15 protein-coding genes are annotated in these 18764 nt (G+C 50.3%); 2 read left to right on the top strand and 13 right to left on the bottom strand.

What is annotated here, in order from left to right:
* Window positions 1-56 precede the first annotated feature (56 nt).
* Window positions 57-1127: a glycosyltransferase gene (locus QPL98_RS02135; protein WP_303292538.1), complete on the top strand. Its 1071-nt coding sequence runs from the start codon at window positions 57-59 to the stop codon at window positions 1125-1127.
* Here the strand turns inward: QPL98_RS02135 and xrt are convergent.
* The 11 genes from xrt to QPL98_RS02080 are packed head-to-tail and all read right to left on the bottom strand — an operon-like array spanning window position 1069 to window position 14737.
* Window positions 1069-2622, bottom strand: coding sequence for an exosortase (gene xrt / locus QPL98_RS02130; RefSeq protein ID WP_303292537.1), 1554 nt, complete (start codon window positions 2620-2622; stop codon window positions 1069-1071). The two genes, QPL98_RS02135 and xrt, sit on opposite strands and share 59 nt — an antisense overlap.
* A gap of 12 nt (window positions 2623-2634) precedes the next feature.
* Window positions 2635-3756: a GNAT family N-acetyltransferase gene (locus tag QPL98_RS02125; protein WP_303292536.1), complete on the bottom strand. Its 1122-nt coding sequence runs from the start codon at window positions 3754-3756 to the stop codon at window positions 2635-2637.
* Window positions 3753-4655, bottom strand: a complete 903-nt coding sequence (locus tag QPL98_RS02120; protein ID WP_031210525.1) for a glycosyltransferase — start codon at window positions 4653-4655, stop codon at window positions 3753-3755. Before QPL98_RS02120 ends, QPL98_RS02125 begins: the two co-directional genes overlap by 4 nt.
* The gene (locus tag QPL98_RS02115; protein WP_303292535.1) at window positions 4634-5701 is read right to left on the bottom strand and encodes a hypothetical protein; all 1068 of its coding nucleotides are present in this window, start codon (window positions 5699-5701) and stop codon (window positions 4634-4636) included. The genes QPL98_RS02120 and QPL98_RS02115 overlap by 22 nt, the downstream gene beginning before the upstream one ends.
* Window positions 5694-7625 (bottom strand): asparagine synthase (glutamine-hydrolyzing), encoded by a 1932-nt coding sequence (gene asnB, locus QPL98_RS02110; RefSeq protein WP_303292534.1) that lies wholly within the window; start codon window positions 7623-7625, stop codon window positions 5694-5696. The genes QPL98_RS02115 and asnB overlap by 8 nt, the downstream gene beginning before the upstream one ends.
* A 3-nt stretch (window positions 7626-7628) precedes the next feature.
* Window positions 7629-9143 carry an oligosaccharide flippase family protein gene (locus QPL98_RS02105; RefSeq protein WP_303292533.1) on the bottom strand — a complete coding sequence of 505 codons (1515 nt, stop codon included), beginning with the start codon at window positions 9141-9143 and terminating at the stop codon, window positions 7629-7631.
* Window positions 9144-10271: a glycosyltransferase family 4 protein gene (locus tag QPL98_RS02100; protein ID WP_286874342.1), complete on the bottom strand. Its 1128-nt coding sequence runs from the start codon at window positions 10269-10271 to the stop codon at window positions 9144-9146.
* Window positions 10272-10294: 23 nt separating this feature from the next.
* Window positions 10295-11662: an O-antigen ligase gene (locus tag QPL98_RS02095; protein ID WP_303292532.1), complete on the bottom strand. Its 1368-nt coding sequence runs from the start codon at window positions 11660-11662 to the stop codon at window positions 10295-10297.
* Window positions 11655-12668, bottom strand: coding sequence for a polysaccharide deacetylase family protein (locus QPL98_RS02090; RefSeq protein ID WP_286874345.1), 1014 nt, complete (start codon window positions 12666-12668; stop codon window positions 11655-11657). Before QPL98_RS02090 ends, QPL98_RS02095 begins: the two co-directional genes overlap by 8 nt.
* Complete coding sequence (locus QPL98_RS02085; protein WP_303292531.1) at window positions 12665-13837, bottom strand: glycosyltransferase; 1173 nt, start codon at window positions 13835-13837, stop codon at window positions 12665-12667. Before QPL98_RS02085 ends, QPL98_RS02090 begins: the two co-directional genes overlap by 4 nt.
* 18 nt (window positions 13838-13855) lie before the next feature.
* Complete coding sequence (locus tag QPL98_RS02080) at window positions 13856-14737, bottom strand: glycosyltransferase (RefSeq protein ID WP_286874349.1); 882 nt, start codon at window positions 14735-14737, stop codon at window positions 13856-13858.
* A gap of 355 nt (window positions 14738-15092) precedes the next feature.
* On the opposite strand from QPL98_RS02080, the gene QPL98_RS02075 reads away from it, so the two are divergent.
* Window positions 15093-16511, top strand: coding sequence for a hypothetical protein (locus QPL98_RS02075; RefSeq protein ID WP_286874351.1), 1419 nt, complete (start codon window positions 15093-15095; stop codon window positions 16509-16511).
* 41 nt (window positions 16512-16552) lie between these two features.
* Here the strand turns inward: QPL98_RS02075 and QPL98_RS02070 are convergent, their stop codons facing one another.
* Both QPL98_RS02070 and QPL98_RS02065 read right to left on the bottom strand, forming a co-directional pair.
* The gene (locus QPL98_RS02070) at window positions 16553-17539 is read right to left on the bottom strand and encodes a glycosyltransferase family 2 protein (RefSeq protein WP_303292530.1); all 987 of its coding nucleotides are present in this window, start codon (window positions 17537-17539) and stop codon (window positions 16553-16555) included.
* On the bottom strand, window positions 17539-18567 hold the full coding sequence (locus QPL98_RS02065) for a CoF synthetase (RefSeq protein ID WP_303292529.1): 1029 nt from the start codon (window positions 18565-18567) through the stop codon (window positions 17539-17541). Before QPL98_RS02065 ends, QPL98_RS02070 begins: the two co-directional genes overlap by 1 nt.
* Between the last annotated feature and the right edge of the window lie 197 nt (window positions 18568-18764).

Raw genomic sequence — 18764 nt, 5'->3', positions numbered from 1 at the left:
ATGCTACGCTTTAAAAGCCCTGCACTTGCAGGGCTTTTTCATTTCAGGTCAGGTTCATGGATGTACTGATTGTTTATGCCAATAGCGGCAGAGGGCTGCAAAAAGATGCCAGGATACTGGAAGCAGCCCTACAGCAGCTTGGGCACCAGGCCAGGCAGGTTCAACTGCCCCCTACTCCCGTATGGCGTTCCCGCCTTTCAGCCTATCGATTCAAGGCATTAGAACGATTTTGCCCCGGATTTCTCAGCAAACTCTTCTATCGCAGTCAGATCGGCTTGCTCAGGCTACTACGTCCGGTTCAACAGGCAGATCTCGTCATTCACCTCGAGAATATCTGGATATCTCAATTGGCTGCTGGCCGACACCACTGGCTCATCCCTAACCAGGAATGGTTCATTGAGTCGAGAGGTCCCTACCTCAGCTTTACCAACCGTATACTCTGCAAAACACACCACGCGGTATCAATTTTTTCCGCCTTACATGCAGACACCCAATATCTGGGATTTACCGGCGGTGAAGTTAGCGCCCGGACCAGCTCAGAGAGGAAAGACTACCGTTTGGCTTTGCATGTAGCCGGCAACAGTCAGTTCAAGGGCACGCAGCGTGTTATGGCATGTTGGCAGAGGCACCCTGAATGGCCAGAACTGGTCGTTGTCTCCCAGCATCTGGACACCACCCCCGCCGCCAATATCAGGGTAGAGAAAAATCTCACGAACAATGAACTGAACACACTCTGGACCCAGGCCGGTTTCGCGGTACTACCTTCTGAGGTGGAGGGTTATGGCCAGGTACTGGCAGAGGCCATGGCTTACGGCTGTATTACAATAACAACTGATGCACCGCCCATGAACGAGCTGGTTGGGAAGGACAGAGGCTTTCTGGCACATGTGGAAAGAAACCTGACGTTTCGCCTGGGCACCCGTTACCTTGTCTCAGAGCAAGCTCTGGAGCGGAGCATTCAAGCTGCGATAGACCAGCCACCGGCCACGCTGGCCCAGATGTCCAGGCTGGCAATCGAATGGTATTCAACAAATCACGAACAGTTTCTGTCCCGATTAGAGAGCCAACTCAACGATCTGATCGCACCACCTCTTGATCAATCTGCTCAAGAATCACCGGAAAGGTAGACTCGATAAACTCAGCAAGCGTTGCAGCCACCTCACAGCCATCGCACGCCACTGCAGAGATGAGTAAAGAGGCATCATCACGGCCACTGAAGAACCCACCCACTTGAGCAAGCTTCGCGCGCCACTGATCGGTTTCCCACTGCCCCTGAACAAAGTAGCTATACCCCAGATGCACACGTTGTCCGGAAACACGATGTTTCAGGGTGACTCCCTGCACCGGGATATTCAGGCTGTTTTCAACATCAAAGAAGCCTTCCGGAATCCAGAAATCACGGTCATAAAGGCGGTTGCTGTACTGGATGAGTTCCGCACGATGCCTCTGATAGTCATAGGTAAACGCGCCGAGATAGTAGGTTGTGCCCAAACCTTGCCCTGCGCGGGCCTGCAAACGGTCAAACAGGGTCTGCGCATACACTCTGTCTGGATTGAGAACGTTGGGGCGCCACCCCTCCAGTGCAGATCCGAAGACCGGGGAATACCTTTCACTTAAATCAATGGCGTACCCCTCGGGTTCAGAAGCAATGTTGCCTCGCTTGTCCGGCAAAGCAACCCAGGTAACCAGCCCCAACAGCGCGACAACCGTTACAGCAACGGTAGCTTTACCTGCGGGTTTAGCGTGATCTTGCTTCTCGTCATTATCCTGGCTGGCAACAACCTGGTCGTCCCGTTTCTCAAGCTGACGAGCCAGAAAATAAAGGGGAACAAGCGTGCCCGCAAACACCCACCAGCCAAAGTTTTCATGATCCTCGATCAGGCCGGACTGCATGTTCGTTTCATACCCCATGTAGATGATGACGAACACCCGGATCCAGTTGGCAAGTAGAGCGAATGCCACCCCCAAACAGAATAACGTGATGCGGGATCGTAACCTCGACAGGTATAACTCGCCATAAATCAGAACCAGCGCCTGCCCCACCAGCAGATACCGGAGTCCAGAGCATCCATGAGCAACTTCAAAGGTTCCGACACCGATGAGGTAAACGAAAACGCCCTCCACCTCAAAATCAATATCGAAAAAACCCAACAGGAACTTATTAACGGAAACGGTAATTACCTGTAGCGCCCAGGCCAGGAAATCCCACACAGGAATGGTCAGAAACAGCAAACCCAGCGGCACAATGAACCAGCGAGCCTGGCGCCACCCCATCAGCGTCGCGCAGGCAGCAAACAAAAGAGGCACCAACGCCAATTGCTGAAGCGCCTGAAGACGAATCAACCCCCCTACCCAATAGGCAAGCAGACACGCTATCAAAGGAAGAACCCAAACCGGGGCGAAGCCCGGGGCCACCGGATTGGCCTTCGCCTTTCGCCAGATCAGATACAGCGACACGCCGGCTAACAAAAGACCATGGGAGTATGATTCGTCCCACTTTACCCATCGCGTCACGATTCCTTCCAGAGTAGGAAAAGTAACGAATGCCAGCACACATAAGACAAGCAGGAACGGCCACAGGCGACTCATCAGGCTGATAGACGGCATCCTTTCCATATTCATGACAACACCCGCTCAGAGACGAAAGAAACGATTAATTGAGGACACTAAACGGGGCGGCATACACCCCCTTGCCCCATAAGCCATTTTAAGAATGGGAGAACGAACATACTCAACGGTGGTAAACAACACCTGCTCCCCTCTGAAGTGCTGTTTGTAGAACTTATTTTTCCCGGACCCGGCCAGCAAGTCGTAACTGACAATGCTCGAATCCTGAAAGGATCGCTCAATGGCATAACCCAGATGGAGCGTGCCCAAGGACAATTTGTTGTGGAAATCCTGCATGAACCCCGCTTGCACGTTGTATACCCGATTGCCGGCGCGGACATCATAAAGTACAGACACAATCTGATTATCGGCTCTCAGTACCGACATTCTCGCGGATTGGCTTCCAGAGAGCCGGTTCAGAAGTGCCTCATGGAAGCGAACGGCATTGTCGTCAAAGCAGGGCTTTCCCCAGCGCTCGCAATGAAAACGATTGAGTAATGCCAGAAACGTCTCCGGGGTTTGCCATTCCTCGAAGGAACCATTCAAAGTACCTTCAAACAACTCTCGCCGATTATAGGCTTTCAGACGAGTATTCTTTCCAAGCCTTGATAACCAGTCCGTAAACTGCCCCTGAGTTGGAATCACCACACCTTCCGACTCGCTCCGAACTACCCGGGAGAGAGCCAGCGTGTGGCTCAGGCCAGATTCGATCATACGCATTGATCTCGCGGAGGCATCCGCAATGATCATCTCATCCCACCGGACCTCAGCGAGATAACCCCCGAGCACCTGCAGGATGGCCTGTTGCTCACGCCGATCCACAATGACACCCACGTATTCCGTACGCACCGTAGGCCCCAACTTCCAGGCATTACCTACCACATGCAGCCTTCGAACTTTCCAGCCCAGCGGCGTACTGACGGCACTCAGGTAAAGCGGAGCCAGGCCAACCAGCGTATCACCCGGGGCGTATACGCCCAGCAGCAACAGATCGAGATTCAGTCTATCGCCCCAGGTTTCCCACCAAGACGCCTGCCAGGCCCAGCTCATGAACAGCGGGTCGGCATTACTCTGCTCCAGCAGATGGTCCCAGCTTTCCTGCAGCCCGAAAAACTCTTTCTCAGACAAGCGACGAACGGTATAAGTCACATTCGCCTCCCTCGGCTGAAAGTTAGCACCATTTTTACAGCGAACCGCCAGGGGCCCATCCAGAACGGGTCCTTCGACAATGACCGAAGCAAAGAACGAATGGCCTGGCGACGCTGACCAGACGAGTACTCATATCGCCCTTTCCGAATAAAAAAATAACTTAACCCCCGGCGGGCCTCACCCCGGGTAACTGCTGAAGGAAAGGCTTTCAGAAAACTCTGGACCAGCTGTTCGTTCGCTCGAAACCGGCTTTCTTTGTCAGAGGAGATCTGGTTTTCCATAACCCGGTAATACCCAAGCACCACTGGAACATATAGAAACTGATAGCGGGTAGAAAAACGCAACCAGAGCCCGTAGTCCTCCGCCAACCGATCGGCGCTGTCAAAGCCCCCCATTTCGTCAAAGCAGCGCTTGCGGGTCATAGTTGTGTTCATGCTCACGAAATTATCCCGGAGCAACTGCGGCGTGATACGGCCGGAATAACGGGCCATACGATTCACACCATGTTCATGCCCTTCCCCGTCTATGGTTATGAAATCACCATAGACGATATCCACCTCGGGATGCTCCTCAAAGGCCTTCAGACTGATTTCCAGCTTCGTTCTGACCCAGGCATTATCGGAGTCGAGAAAGCAGATGAACTGGCCACGCGCCTCGGCAATTCCGCGATTCCGAGCCACACTCTGCCCCTGGTTTTCCTGCTGGAACAGACGAACGCGTTCATCCTTCAGGTAAGGTTCAAGCAGTTCCACCGTATTATCTGTTGAACCGTCATCGACGATCAGAAATTCAAAGTTTCCGTACGTCTGCCCCATCACACTCTCAACCGCCTGCAGAATAAAGTCTGCACGGTTATAGGTAGGAGTGATAATAGTGATCAAAGGGTCTTTAGCCGACATCCGTTATCGTCCTTGTTGATACGTTCTTCATTCCACGCTTCCCGGGCAGACTGCAGCAGTTCGCCATCAGAATCCCCCCCCATAATGAACCAGCCGCTGGTGCAATCTCCGCTTGCCGAAACTCGCTGTGGTGATTCCCACACAAAAAATCGGGGTTGCTCACGGCCTTGATAGAACCCGTGCGCTTTCATGACCTGCTTCAGCTCCAAATCGGACGTCATGGCAGAATAAGAGGCTGCATTCGGCCATTGCCGCAGCATTGCCTCTACAACCGCCGACTTCAGCGCTGCTGAAGCTGCTGGCCCGATGTAATCGACCAGCCGAACCTGTCGGTCATCCGCACGGACAACCCCCAGAGCTTTGAGGGAATCATTCTCGTCCCGTACTTCCAGAAATGAATACTGTGCAAACGGATGCCGCTGATAGCGCCAGTCAAGGTAAGGCCAGTCTCTCACAACAACCTTGTCGTAGCCTTGCGCAACTGCCGCCCACAACTCATCAATCTGTTCTCTGGGTGGCAATTGCTGCAGGAGAGACGCACGCATGTGTCGGCTCTGCACTGGGCGATTAACCAGTCGAGTGCAAAATTGCAGTAGCATCAAAGCCCAGTCACGAGCGCTCCGAGGCTGACGGATTTTACGAAGAAAATGCACCTGGTCGCTGGCACGCCAACCCATCCGCTGCAATACAATGGCGGCGACCGGGCTGATGCCAAACGACATAAGAATAGGAGAGCGTTGTGCCAACTCTACTTTGATCAGCCGGCCTACGCCCTTTCCTCGCTGGCGCTCAGACACCTTGAAGTCGCAGCTCCACATGGCCTGTGTTGGCCGGCCATTCCATAGAATACTTACCGGCACCACCCCGTTGAAGCCGACAACCGAACCGTTCTCCTCCGCCACCACCGGAGCAAAGCCACGATCACGCGCACCAGGATTCTCCTGGAACTGATAACTCCAGATATCACGTTTGAACGCCACATCAGCAAACAGGTTCAGCACCTGCTCCCGATGGCGTTGATCATCATAGGGTTTGATTTCAGCCACCCGTGCGCTCCAGCCATGCCAGAAACATCAGAATGCCCCATAGCTCTGCAGAGTAATCCTCCCGCCCTTTGAGGTGCTCCTGCCAATAGGCATTCACAACTGAGCGGTCCAGATAGTCCTGCTTGTCAAAGACAGACGGTTGCAGCAGCGCCTCCGCCCAAGGGCGCAGTGGGCCCCGTAACCATTGCCCCACGGGCACCGCAAACCCCTGCTTGGGCCTGTCCACCAAGGCCTTTGGCACGTGGCGGTACAAAACGCTACGCAGCACCTGCTTGCCAACACCGCCATTAAGGTTATAGCTCAACGGTAACGACAGCGCGAAGGAAACCACCTTCGGGTCTAACATCGGTATCCTGGTTTCAAGGCTACAGGCCATCGCTGCCCGGTCGACCTTCACCAGAATGTCATCGGGCAGATACCAATTCAGATCTCGCCACATCAACGCTTTCAAGCCGTCGAGGGGAACACCGCGCGGGATTGCCTGGGTCAGACCATATGTGGGTTCCTGAACGCCCCTCCGAAAACACTCGGGCTCATTCCAGAAAGAGACAGACTGCCGATAGAAATCTGACAGATCCGCGGTCGAGGCCAGCGCACGCTCCGCTTTGAGGCGATGACGAATTGCCAGCGTCGACCGACCTCGCTGGGAAGGCACCAGAGCCCGGATCGCCTGAGCCGCCGCCGCCTCTGGTAAGCGGGATAACCAGCGCCGGGCGACACCAGCCGGCTTGCTTCGGCTCCGCCAACGGTTATAAACCGAGGGATACCGAGTGTAGCCACAGAACAACTCATCTCCGCCATCACCTGACAATGCAACCGTGACATGCTTCCGTGTCATCTGGCTGACAAGAAAAGTAGGCAACTGCGAGGAATCCGCGAAAGGCTCGTCGTATAGATCTGGCAACCGCGGCACGAGGTTAAGCGCATCCTCGGGAGTTACGTACAACTCCGTGTGTTCGGTTCCCAGATGACGGGCAACCTCTGCAGCATGCTCTGCCTCATTGAAGCCCGGCTCATCAAAGCCAATACTGAACGTTCTCACGTTCTGGCTTGCACGGGCTTGCATAAGTGCAACCACGGTGGAAGAGTCGATACCGCCGGAGAGAAAAGCACCTAAAGGAACGTCCGATACCATCTGGTCTTCGATCACGCTCCCGAGTAAAGCCTCCAACTGGTCACTGGCAGCCTCAAAGCTTTCTGGCGCCCGGCTCTCTGTAAAGCAATCCTCAAGGCACCAGTAGCGCTGCGGTTCCGGTAACGTAGCCGATGAGGATCCATCAAGAGGAAAACGAACCAGTGAGGCAGGCGGTAGTTTTAAAATCCCTTTGTGAATACTGATCGGTGCTGGTATCACGTTGTGCCGGAGCAACAGCGCCAGCGCCCCAGGCTCTACACCGCCTTGCCATGCAGGATGTGCCCGAAGCGCCTTGAGCTCCGAACCAAACAACAGAGTGTTGCCTTGCCATCCATAATACAGTGGCTTTTCACCCATTCGGTCTCGGGCCAGAATCAGATCCCGGCTTTTCAGATCCACCAGGGCAAAAGCAAACATTCCCGAAAACTTCGGTAGGCTCTCTTCCAACCCCCAACGCTCAATTGCGTGGAGCATCACTTCCGTGTCTGAGTGGCCCCGAAAGGTGCATCCCTCCTTTTCAAGCTCTGCTCGCAGCTGCCGAAAGTTATAGATTTCCCCATTGAAGGCAATAACAAAGCGCCCGCTCGCTGACGCCATCGGCTGCGCACCCGCCGGTGACAGATCCTGAATGGCCAACCTGCGATGCACCAGACCCAAGCCAAGGTCTGCCTTGAGCCAGATACCTGAATCGTCCGGCCCCCGGTGAGCTATGGCAGCCCCCATACCCTCCAGGGTGGCCTCCGGGGCTCTACCCACATCCCTGTTTACGAATCCTGCAAAGCCGCACATGGACTATTTCCTTCCTGCGATGCGAGCCAGTCGAGCGCCCACGTAATCTCGTTCGTCTCGGTTCAACACCAGCAGCCAGAAGGCTGCCAGCCAGCCAATACTTCCCAGAATCGCACCCAACAAAATATGGCGGTAACTGTCGTACATCAGATATTGACCAACACCCAGAATAATAACTGCCATTAACCCAGCCGGCACTAAGCCAGGCAGCACAGACGAGCGCAAATACTCTCTGACGGGAAGTTCGAGATGGCGGCAGGTATATCGGAGATATAAAGGGACAAAGATCAACCCGGGAACGACGGAAGCAAAAGCTACGCCCTCAAGGCCATACGGGTGAACAAGAACAAGGCTCAGGCCAATATTCAGTGCGGCTGCCATAGGAGTGAGGCGTGCAAAAATCCCATGTTTGTCAATCGCCGTCAGATAACGGCTGGCGAACGGATTGATGAAAGGCAGCACCGTAAAGAACACCAGAAACACGATAAGCCATTCCGCCTTCTCACCAAACTCGGGCCCCAGCCATACTGAGATAAAAGGCACTCCCAACAACAGAGCCCCCGTGCCCATGGCCAAAAGAATGCTGACAACGTAACGGGACGAAATCAGAAAAACCCGCCGGATGGTGTCGCTCTCAGCCCTTGCACTCAAGCCGCTAAACAGCGGCATAAAGGCATGAGTTAGTGTCCACCCGAGGTTACGGATGTGCTGAGTCAGGTTCGCGGGAATACTGTAGAACGGAACCATAGCAGGCCCCATAATCAAACCAATCACCAAAACGTCGGTAGCATTTTCAACACGGGTGGCAATACCTTGAACGAATGATTTAAAACCGAAAACAATCAGCTCTTTCAGACGCACCCAGGAGTATGAACGCCAACGGGCTCTGATCGCACCAAAGGCGGGGCGTGACAGCAACCACATGAAGAGGATGTACTTTATGGAAATCCCAATGGCGTTGATGCCTGCCAAGAGCACCAGACCGTTTTCAGGAGTGATGAACAGGTAAAGGAGCGTGGAGCCCACTATAGAATTGATAATCGTGATGTTGTTTTTCAGGTAGTACTTCTGGAAACCTTCCAAGTAGCTCTCTGCAACATATCCTGGAAACGAGATTAACAGGTGGGCGCCGATGATGATCAGAAACAGCGTGTATTTCTGATATGGCTCACCCTCCGGGGCGATCGCACCAGAAAACCAGATTCCCCAGCATAAGAAAAAGGCGAAGAGGAGCAGCCCGACCACCATCATGAACACAAAGGCGGACATGTACACAGACTCAAGTGCCTGTGAATCCTGCTCGGCGTGGTGTTTCGCGGCATACCGACTGATGGCAGGCCGCAGGCCAAGGTCCAATATCCCCATGTAGCCGATTACAGCGCCAATCATCTCCCACAGACCGTAGTCGTACTTCCCAAGGTTGTGAACGAAAACGGGGGTCATAATGAAGGTGATGACCAGTTTAACGAGCATCACCAGGACATTTGAGCCGGTGTTGACGAATAGGGTACGAATCATTCAGTGGCCACCCGACAGTCCGCAATAGAGAGCTCGGAGTGAATCTGCTGGCCGTGTAATTGCAAAACGATCAACTGCCTCAGGCTGGTAGCGAATGAACGCCTCTTTCGTCGGTTTGTGTATTTCCTCTGCGATCAGCTCAGCGAGTCCCCCGACATCCCCGGGAGAAAAGATACGAGCAGGGGATCCCGCAACGACCTCTCGAAGCCCGATACAGTCTGTCGAAATAAGAGGAACACCCGCCGCCAGGACTTCCATACCCAGAAGACCACATGCCTCCCAACGGGATGGCATGACAACCATATCCATAGCCTTGATCATAGCCGGCATGTCATCTGTCCCTGGCATTTGGATAAAACGATCACCAAGCCCTATACTCTCCAGATAGGCATAATCTTCCCTAATAAACCCGCCCCATCCGAAAGTTACTACTACCGGAAGTTGGAGATTCTCCTCGTTACGCTCCTTCATTAGAGCAATTGCGTCAACAAGCGTACGAAACCCCTTCTGGCCCATAAATCGGCCGAAGAAACCGATCAGTGGAACAGACGCTGGAATCGAAAGCTCCTTTCTTAAATTCCACGCGATACCATTCTGAAAGTAATGAGTATCAACTCCATGAAGGATAGGATAGAAAGCTGACTGAGAAACACCTGGAAAAAACTCTTGAAAATTGCGGGTAGCATCCTCGGTTACGGTGTGTATCGCATCTATCCTACCGAAGACGAAGCCCATGATACGTTTTTTTATCCGGGATTTTGCATTCTCGAACTGGGAAGGCAAAAACACATCGTGGGCTGTCATTAAATGCTTGGGACCAATGACGAACGTCGATGCCATCTCGGTGAGTAAACCGGCACCAAATCCGTGCGAATGTATTAAATCATAATTGTCAGATTTCAGTTCATTTCTGACAGATCTTATAAACTCAAACGGTGCACAGCCGGTGTGAATCACAGAAATCTTTCCGGGTGCTACGGTCGTGTCAAGAAAACGCTGAAGTGAACCATCGGGATCCGGAGCGATAAGCACAAAGCTATCTTCCTTGAACGCAGGCTGCTGGTAAATGTACCTAAAAAAGGTTTTTATGCCGCCACTTGGCTGCATTGCAGTCATTAATACTTTCATCTATCAATCCAGATCTGACAATACTACTTGCCAACTTGTCGAGAAAATCTTTGTGCCAGTGGATACTTTGGCTCAACAGCCGCCACAGGTCCCTCATTAACGATATTTTTGCTTAGAATATTATGGAAAGCTAAAGAGAGCCCTCCAAACAAATACCAGTAATACTGAGACAACCCCCAATAATTTAAGCTATAAACTACATACATCCAAAAAACAGCAATCATAGACTTATTTAACATTCGATAAAACTGAAACTCATCACTACTTAGAGATTCAATATTTAACCTATTAAAAGACAATTTCTTGTAAATTCTTGCAAGAAATAGCAAGAATATGATAGTGCCTACTATGCCCAGCTCAATTAATAATTCGGCATATAGATTATGAGATGCTTGCCGACGACCCAGAATGTGCGTCTTCGCCTCTGGCGTCGTTCCCAGACCATGCCCTACAATCGGGCGCTCCAGCCCCAGCGCGAACTCACGAACAATCCCATCCAATCGGCCATCAACAGTTGCAGCATTAGATGTCTCAGACTTTCCAATTAGAGAGAGATACCGATCCTTTTGATCGCTACTCATACTGCTCCACCCGAGAACTGAAACAACAACCGCCACCAAAATCAGCCTAAACTTCTGATTTGATTCTTTGAAAATAAAGAAAGCAATGACCAAAAGTGCTAGAAAAGCTCCTCTGGACTGCGTTAAAATTAGCGCATAAAGGATCGGAGGCATTATCACCAGGTAAATTAACTTATACTTGAAGCCATTAGACCACAACAAATAGTGAAGAAATGGAATCAAAGTAACAATAACAAAACCGAGTTCGTTTGGATTAATAACATCTGAAGGCGCCCCAGCGAGTCTCTGTGAAAACTCACCATGTCCGAGATGCGTTCTGCTTCCCCAGTATCCTTCCGTAATATTTAAAAATAGGGGCTCAAAAACCCGAATCACTTGACAGCCCAAAAAAACAAAAAGAAAAAACTTAAGTCTACACTCACTGTCAATTAATAAAGCGGCGAAGAAAAAAAATACGACAGCTTTTACAAATTCAGAAAGATTGTTTCTGATAACGCTTCCGGGCCACTCCACCAAAGGCAATGAAATAAAAATATAAAAAATCAATACGAGAACCGATGATGATACCGGGTCTTTGCTCCACCCAGAAACCTTTTCCCGCTGAAAAAAAAGCGACAAAGAGATAATTAAAACAAGAAGCAAAGTAGGCCGGATTACACCATAGCCAGGTATGCGAGCAGAAAGATGCAAAAAAAAGTCAATCAAAAAATATAAAAATATAACAAACGTAATAGTGTTTATTGATCGAGAGCCGCCTGCAGTTTTTTGGTTACTAACGCCTAAAGCTGAAGCGCCGATTCCACTAATCATAACTGGTCTCTACCAAGTGATGCCGTAGCCGCATACCTAAAAGCTCAACACCGGATATCGATTTCAAGAATTGAAACCGATCTTGAGAGCCCGTATGTCTTCGCATGGCATAACGCTGAGCGTGGCCTTGGCAATCAGCAAATGCTACCGCTGCACAGGAAAAACCAGCTTCTTTTATAAAACTCACCTGGCCCCCAACGAAATCATCAACAGTACCATTCGGGTAGCAAAAAGATCTGGGTGATCCTCCCAGCTTCTGCCTTAGAACCTCGGCGCAACCAAAGATTTCGCTCTTCGCCTCTTCCATAGATACCCTAGCCAAAGAAGGATGCGAAACCGTATGACCGCCAACTTCCAAACCTTCGCTCTGCATTTCCTTTAATTGCTCCCAGGACACGGCGCGATACTCCTTAGGAGGAATGCCAGGGAGGTCAATATCCCAAGCTGCGGCCATTTCATTCAAACAAAGTATCTTGTCTGCGTTATCGGCCTGAAGCATCAACTGATTGAGTCTCCAGTACTCGGATTCAAACTTTTCGTTCGGAATGGGCGTATCAATTCGTGCAATATTGAAGTCGTGCCGACCAACGGAACCTGGTGAATGCTCCAAAAGAAATCTGAGTTGATCGGGCCACAACCAGATGTCACCCGAAACGAAACCCGTGGTGACATAGAAGGTGGCAGGCACCGAATACTTCTTTAGAATTGGCCAAGCGATTTCGTAGAAGTCTTCGTAACCATCGTCAATTGTGATAGCGATTCGGTTCCTTGGCCTACGCTGCTTGACGTACAAGTCCTCAGCCAACTCAGAGACGGTTACCGGGATGTAGTTCTTGGCTATGTGTTGGACTTGCCATTCAAACATTGCCGCGTCCAAATGTCCGGGTTCCACATTCCGCGAGAACCGATGATACATCAATATCCTGGGGTGCTTGGCTGTCATCAACCTGGAAAGCTGATACCCTCCGAAGCTGCCGGCAAAACGGACAAGAGGAGATATATTCACTTCGCCTCCCGGGATGAAAACGCCCCGTCATAGCACCCGATATACGAGTCATACAAATGAACATGAGCTTCGATCATGGAATTCAGCGCATGCCTTTTGTAGGCCAAATGATAACCGGCCTGCCCCATTTCTGCAGAAATGCCGCTTTCGTCAGAGAACAATTTGCCAAGATACGCAACGAGGCTGTCCACGTCTCCAGAAGGATAGACATACCCGGTTTTACCATGAACAACCGCCTCGGCATTGCCACCGACATTTGATGCAACAACCGGCAAACGTGCCTGCATGTATTCTACGATGGCATTGGAATAGCCCTCAGACTCCGAGCAAGACAAACCAACATCCATCGCAGGCAAAATTTCTTTGACATCGGAGCGCGCTCCAAGAAAGTGGACGCGCTCATTCACGCTCATCCGTTGAGCCAGCTCCCTATATGCTGACTGCTCTCCAGCACCGACAAGTACCAAATGAGCATTAGACCCAGAATCCGAGAGAGCGCTTAGCGCTCGGATCGCATCGCCGATCCTTTTTATTTCGCGCAGGTTGGCAACCAGTATCGCGAAACGTCCTTCGGCAGGGAGCCCTAACTGTTCTCTAAGAGGTTTCTTTTCCGCCTCTGACAAGGGGTAATTTGGGGATTTACCGGCGGGATAGCCATTGTAGATAACAGAAACTTCGTCTTGACTAAAATGCTCTTTCTCAATGGTAATGCCTTTCACTGCTTCGCTATTGGCGATCACATGGCTCACAAAACGCCGAGTCTTTCGGAGCAGTCTCAGGTATCCCGGTGTGTACCAAAAGCCCATGTCACGACGTGAGATCAGAGTCGGAATACCCACAAACGCCATAATTGGCGGCAATAGAATTGAAGAATCGTTAAAGAAAACGTGGCATAGGCGATAGCCTTCCGCCCTTTTTCGCAACGCATATCGGAATAACGAAACCCATGTAACCGGACTCAACACTTTTGACCTGCCGAGAACAGTATATGAACACGGCAACCCACCCTCGCTCACAAACTTCGAGTTCCGCAAAACCAGAACTTCTGGTTCAAATCGGTCTGGTGGCAGGTTCTTTATCAACTGCATAAGCTGCCCTTCGGTACCGGCATAAGGGCTCTCAAAGCAATCAATCACATAGAGGATCTTCTTTGGAATTCCGTTTTCCATCACAACAACTTCCCGGGCTTAGGTGATCGCTTCACGACCCCGAATTACGTCGAGGGATCTTTTGGGATCCCCAATGCCGGCTCTCAAGAGATGCGCGCTAGCAAGAAGAAAACGACCTTGCTTCCAACGAACTTGCGCCATCCGAAAGTGCAAAAGCGCCAACCGCTTCCTGAGGACAGATCTTCTATACGGATAGCGGGCCTTAGCACGGTTCAAAATCTCAAACCCAGCTTTCCAACGTCTCTCCAGACCAGTTTTGCTGATTGATTCTTCATGCTTTCGATAGAAGAAGACGATCCCCTTCAAAAACTTGTACGGTGCTATCTCGGCGATACGCAAAACCATATCGTGGTCTTGACCTGCCCTGAATCTCTCCTCAAAAAAACCGGCCTGCTGAAAAACCTTCGACCTCACCATCGCACCACCGGGCAATGCCATATAGCAATCCAAAAGAAGATCATTAGGGTCGCCCGTTTCCTGGTGATTATCGGGTGGCAGCGGAAAAAGATGTTGCCCACTCTCCGACACAGCCATTGCTTGACCGTACACCATCCCAAACTCCGGGTGCGCCTCGAGATATGCTACCTGATCACGGATCTTGTCTTTGTGAAGATAGTCGTCACTATCCAGAATGACGATGTATTCACCTTTCGCAGCCCTCAATCCGAGATTCAAGGCACATGATTGCCCTTTATTCTGACGATTGGCATGTGACAGCAATTCAAGCTTTTGTTCGGCCTCAAATTTTTGCAGAATTTCGAACGTACCATCGCTGGACCCATCATCAACCACGACTAACTGGACATGGGGATAGGACTGACTGAGGACAGACTCTACTGCTTCGGTGATATACTCAGCACGATTAAAAGCTGGAGTGATTACGGTTACTAAAGGGTTCAAAAATTCACCTGCTAACAGTTAAACGACTGCAAATCACCTAAAAGCAACATTCCGATCGTAATGATCTTTTGGAATCAATATCGTGTTGATAGGTGCTTTCTCCACTATCTAACTGGCTTATCCGTGGTGAGCATGGTTTGTTGGCTAGCCCTGACGGCCCAACCGCCGATACCTTTTCGAAACATCAATTTACACAAATTTACAGAGAATAACCACCTGTTAGAGAGGCTCATTTATCGACAGACCATCAGCTTCTCGCTTATCCAACCCCATAGCATCGGACAAGGAAAACCGTGAACAGACGCCATGTATTTTTCAGAGAATCAGCTAACATTATTAAAGAGCCACGTGCCAAATGAACACTGTTAAAACGCTTAAGCCTACGGGTGGCATTATGAAGCACACAAACACCATCTCAATAGCAATGCCTTTTGTCCTGGCTGCAACGATTACATACGGAAATGGCGCTGTTGCTGCACCGCAAATCACCCAAGCAGACCTCTCTGACAGCACGATCACCATCTATGGCACCGGATTTGGCAAAAAGGATCAACCTGCTCCTGTTCTTTGGGCATTTGGTCAGGACGTCAGAGAGAACGGCGTTCAGGTTGCCAAAGAGAGAGAAATCGGTTTAGGTCGGCCCGTGCCCGTTGCAAAAGATCCCAGCTTGAGTATTTGGTCGCGGGGCACGGGTGCAACTTTCAGTGATATCACCAGAACAACAGGCGTAACACATACCTACCGAGCTACCAACGAAGGGTGGCTTGGCTGGCCACATGCATTTGGTGGAGAGAACACTCCATACTCAGACAAAGCCTACATTTCTTGGAGGATTAAACCAGCTGGCGACATTAACAGTTACAGAACTGTTCGCATATCAGATGTTGGTGGCGTTTTTGACTCCGGGAAAGACCGCTATTCGCCGGGGGAACCGGTTCGGATCCTAACCTCTACCGGAAGTGAAATAAGCGGAAGAATTGTACACTATGACGCCGCCAAGTCCCTGGTCCACCTTGAGGCAGGAACTCTCCAATCAACCGATAGTGTTGGGGCCAAAATTGTCGGTCTGAATAGTGGCGCCTACGGTTTACTGAAAGGCGACGAATTCTTCCAGTCATCGATCTCCGGAAAATATTTACGATCCTACGAAACCCTCAACCAGGGTGGCACTAACTCTGTTTTTTCGACTAATAGGTGGATTGCTGTCCAGTTCAATAGCAGTGGTAGCGAGTTGCGCCGAGGATTCGAAACACAATCTGATAGCGGTTACGGCGTACCCAACATATCGAAAACAACCAACTGGAAATTGCTAGAAGCTTTCATAGATCTCTCTGGGGAGTATGGCTCAGGCTATATTTCCATGGATAGCAAAGATCAAAAATGGTTTAAAAACCTCTACATTGGCGACTCGAAACCGCAAGATGCGGGCCCCACCATTTCCAATATAGGTTGGGAACCGGCAGGTGGAGCAGAGTCGGTGAACGTTGGCTTGAATTTTGGAGAAGTTTATTTCGATACTACTCCACAAAGAGTAGTTTTGAGTGACCAGGGCCTGTTTTCTGATGTTCGGGGGAACCAAGAGTTTCAATACATAACTGAATGGACTGATCAAAAAATCCTGGTTGATATAAGACACGGAGCACTAGCCCCAAATGGCCCCCTCTTCGTCTATGTCTTTGATGAAAGCAATGTTGTTAATAAAACTGGCTTTTGTGTCGCTAACTGCGATGTGGACATGAGTCCTCCGAGTAAAATTAATCTCGGTATCAATTGATTACTGACCGGATGGGCTCGGACGACCTTGCTCCGAGCCTGTCAATACCTACCTCGAAAAACGCTACTCAAGAACCCTCCTCCTCTGCCCAAGTAATAGACAAACGAAAGAACTAGTGAGAAAAAAAGAGATTTTAAAGGCACACCTTTTAGACCTTGCGACCTCACCTGATTTATAAAGAAAGCCAAGGGACATAAAACAATGAATACCGAGCCAATGAGCGCCAATGAAAATCCAGTAAACAAGTATGTAAAAAATGATACCGAAGACGCCAAAAAAAGAATCACAGTCAGAAACATCTTATCTTTAAAACCGTAATTCGACTTCAAGTAACTTGATGCGTGCCAGAATTCACGCTGGAAAAAACCTCGCAGAGTAGAAGGATAACCAAGATGCACCACATAGCATTCTTCTGTAAACCAAAGCTCAAAACCCAGATCGGAAATGTCCACCGATAACCTAGTATCCTCGCCAGCATTAATTAACTCATTAAAGCCACCAAGTTTTTCAAATAACGACCTTCCTACGATAAAACTGCCTCCGGCGAGAGCCTTGACCTTACGGGTTTCTTTGACCGAGTTTAGCTTCCACCCACGCTCAACCCAGGATGGCCGGTCTCGCAGCAGACATCCGCCACCGACACCGCCAACATTTTCACCGGCGAGGACCTCTACCGCTTTCGACAACCAATGCTCTCCCGCAACGCAATCGCCGTCGATAAACGCTAAGATTTCGCCTTTAGCCTGCTTAACACCATAGTTTCTCACGCCGCCAACTTTAACGCTTTCTTTAATGAAAACCTTGTCCGTAAACTCTTTAGCGATACTTACACTATCGTCCGTAGAACCATTATCAACAACTATCACTTCATAACGATTCTTTGGATAGTCCTGGCGCAACAAAGAACGAAGACAGTCAGAAATATACTTAGACTCATTAAAGACAGGAACAACAACAGAAACATAAGGGACATCAACAGAATCTTTCATAATATAAAAACGGTTAGGATTAATGTTTCCAGCTAACATTATAGCTTCTGGATAAAATAGGTGTGCTTGCCTTCACTGAATCCATCGTCGTTAACTAGGACTTGGATTTCTAAATGGTCAGTCAATGAAAGACCAGTTTTTAAGTTAGACTTCAAAAACAACCTCAAGTCTTCAAGACCCCGCATGGGGGGCTCGGAAACGTAGAGATCAAACTCACTATAGCCAACCTGAACAATCGTAAACTTGAAGCAATCACCGGTCTGCTCCATGTAGGTATTGAGTGCTCGCCCAAATACGACAGCGTGAAACTTTTGCTCCGGATTGATATAGGCAAACTGCTGAGCTGTACGTCCACGCAGCTCTTCGATCGAGCACATCGAGCCCAACTCACCACAATCACCCTTGGCAAGGCTAACTGAATCTCCCAGCTGATAACGAACGATACTTTGAGATTTGCGAGAGACATCCGTGATCAACACCGTGTCGTCTTCTTCCTCAACCCAAAGCCAGGGATTCACCAAGTGCAAATGCCCTCTTAAGCATTCAAAGGCGATGACATCAAACTCGGTGGACCCATATTCCTCAAGAACCGGAGCTCCAAACACCTCTGCGATAAACTTCTTCTGCGCGGGCAGAATCGACTCCGCCGTGCAGATCACGGCTTTTAAGCCCCTTGGCTTAAGTCCCTTCTTTTGCGCAATCTGCGCGGCCTCAAGGATGAGCGACGTATATCCATACAGATACTCAGGGCTCCACTTGACCAGTTTTTCAACCGTTTCTTCAGCACCGTCCTCCGCCGGGTAGAACACCTTACGGTTCAACAAAAAATCACGGATCTTTGCCGTTAGGGAATTGGCTGCCCTACCCCATACTCGCGCTTCTCTCTGACCCAGTTTCAGACCGTGCTTGTTATAGCAATACGCCCTGACGGCAAGCATCTGCGCCAGCTCAGTTCTGGACAGAGAAATGTGTGTTGGCTCTCCGGTAGTGCCCGCCGTGTGCCGGGAAAAACTCGATGCCACAGTGCTGCTGGCAGCAGACATTGCTCTGAGATCAGCCTTGCTCATTGGCGGTCTATCCGGCAATTCCGACAGAGAATGCACTGCCACACCCTGGGCATCTTTAGGCTGATTCTTGTTGAGTATACAAGACAGCCGCTGCAGTCTTTCGTTTGGCTCTAACCCCCAAAGGTCCTCTACTTCAGCCTGAAACCTGGCAACAGGAAGCCGCAGAACCCGGTAGGTTAAGCGCGCCAAGACATACC

The sequence above is a fragment of the Marinobacter sp. ST-43 genome (genome assembly GCF_030541085.1).
GTDB classification, from domain to species: Bacteria; Pseudomonadota; Gammaproteobacteria; order Pseudomonadales; family Oleiphilaceae; genus Marinobacter; species Marinobacter nauticus.
The sequence above is the reverse complement of the archived record's forward strand: the minus strand, read 5'-3'. Positions and strand labels throughout refer to the sequence as shown.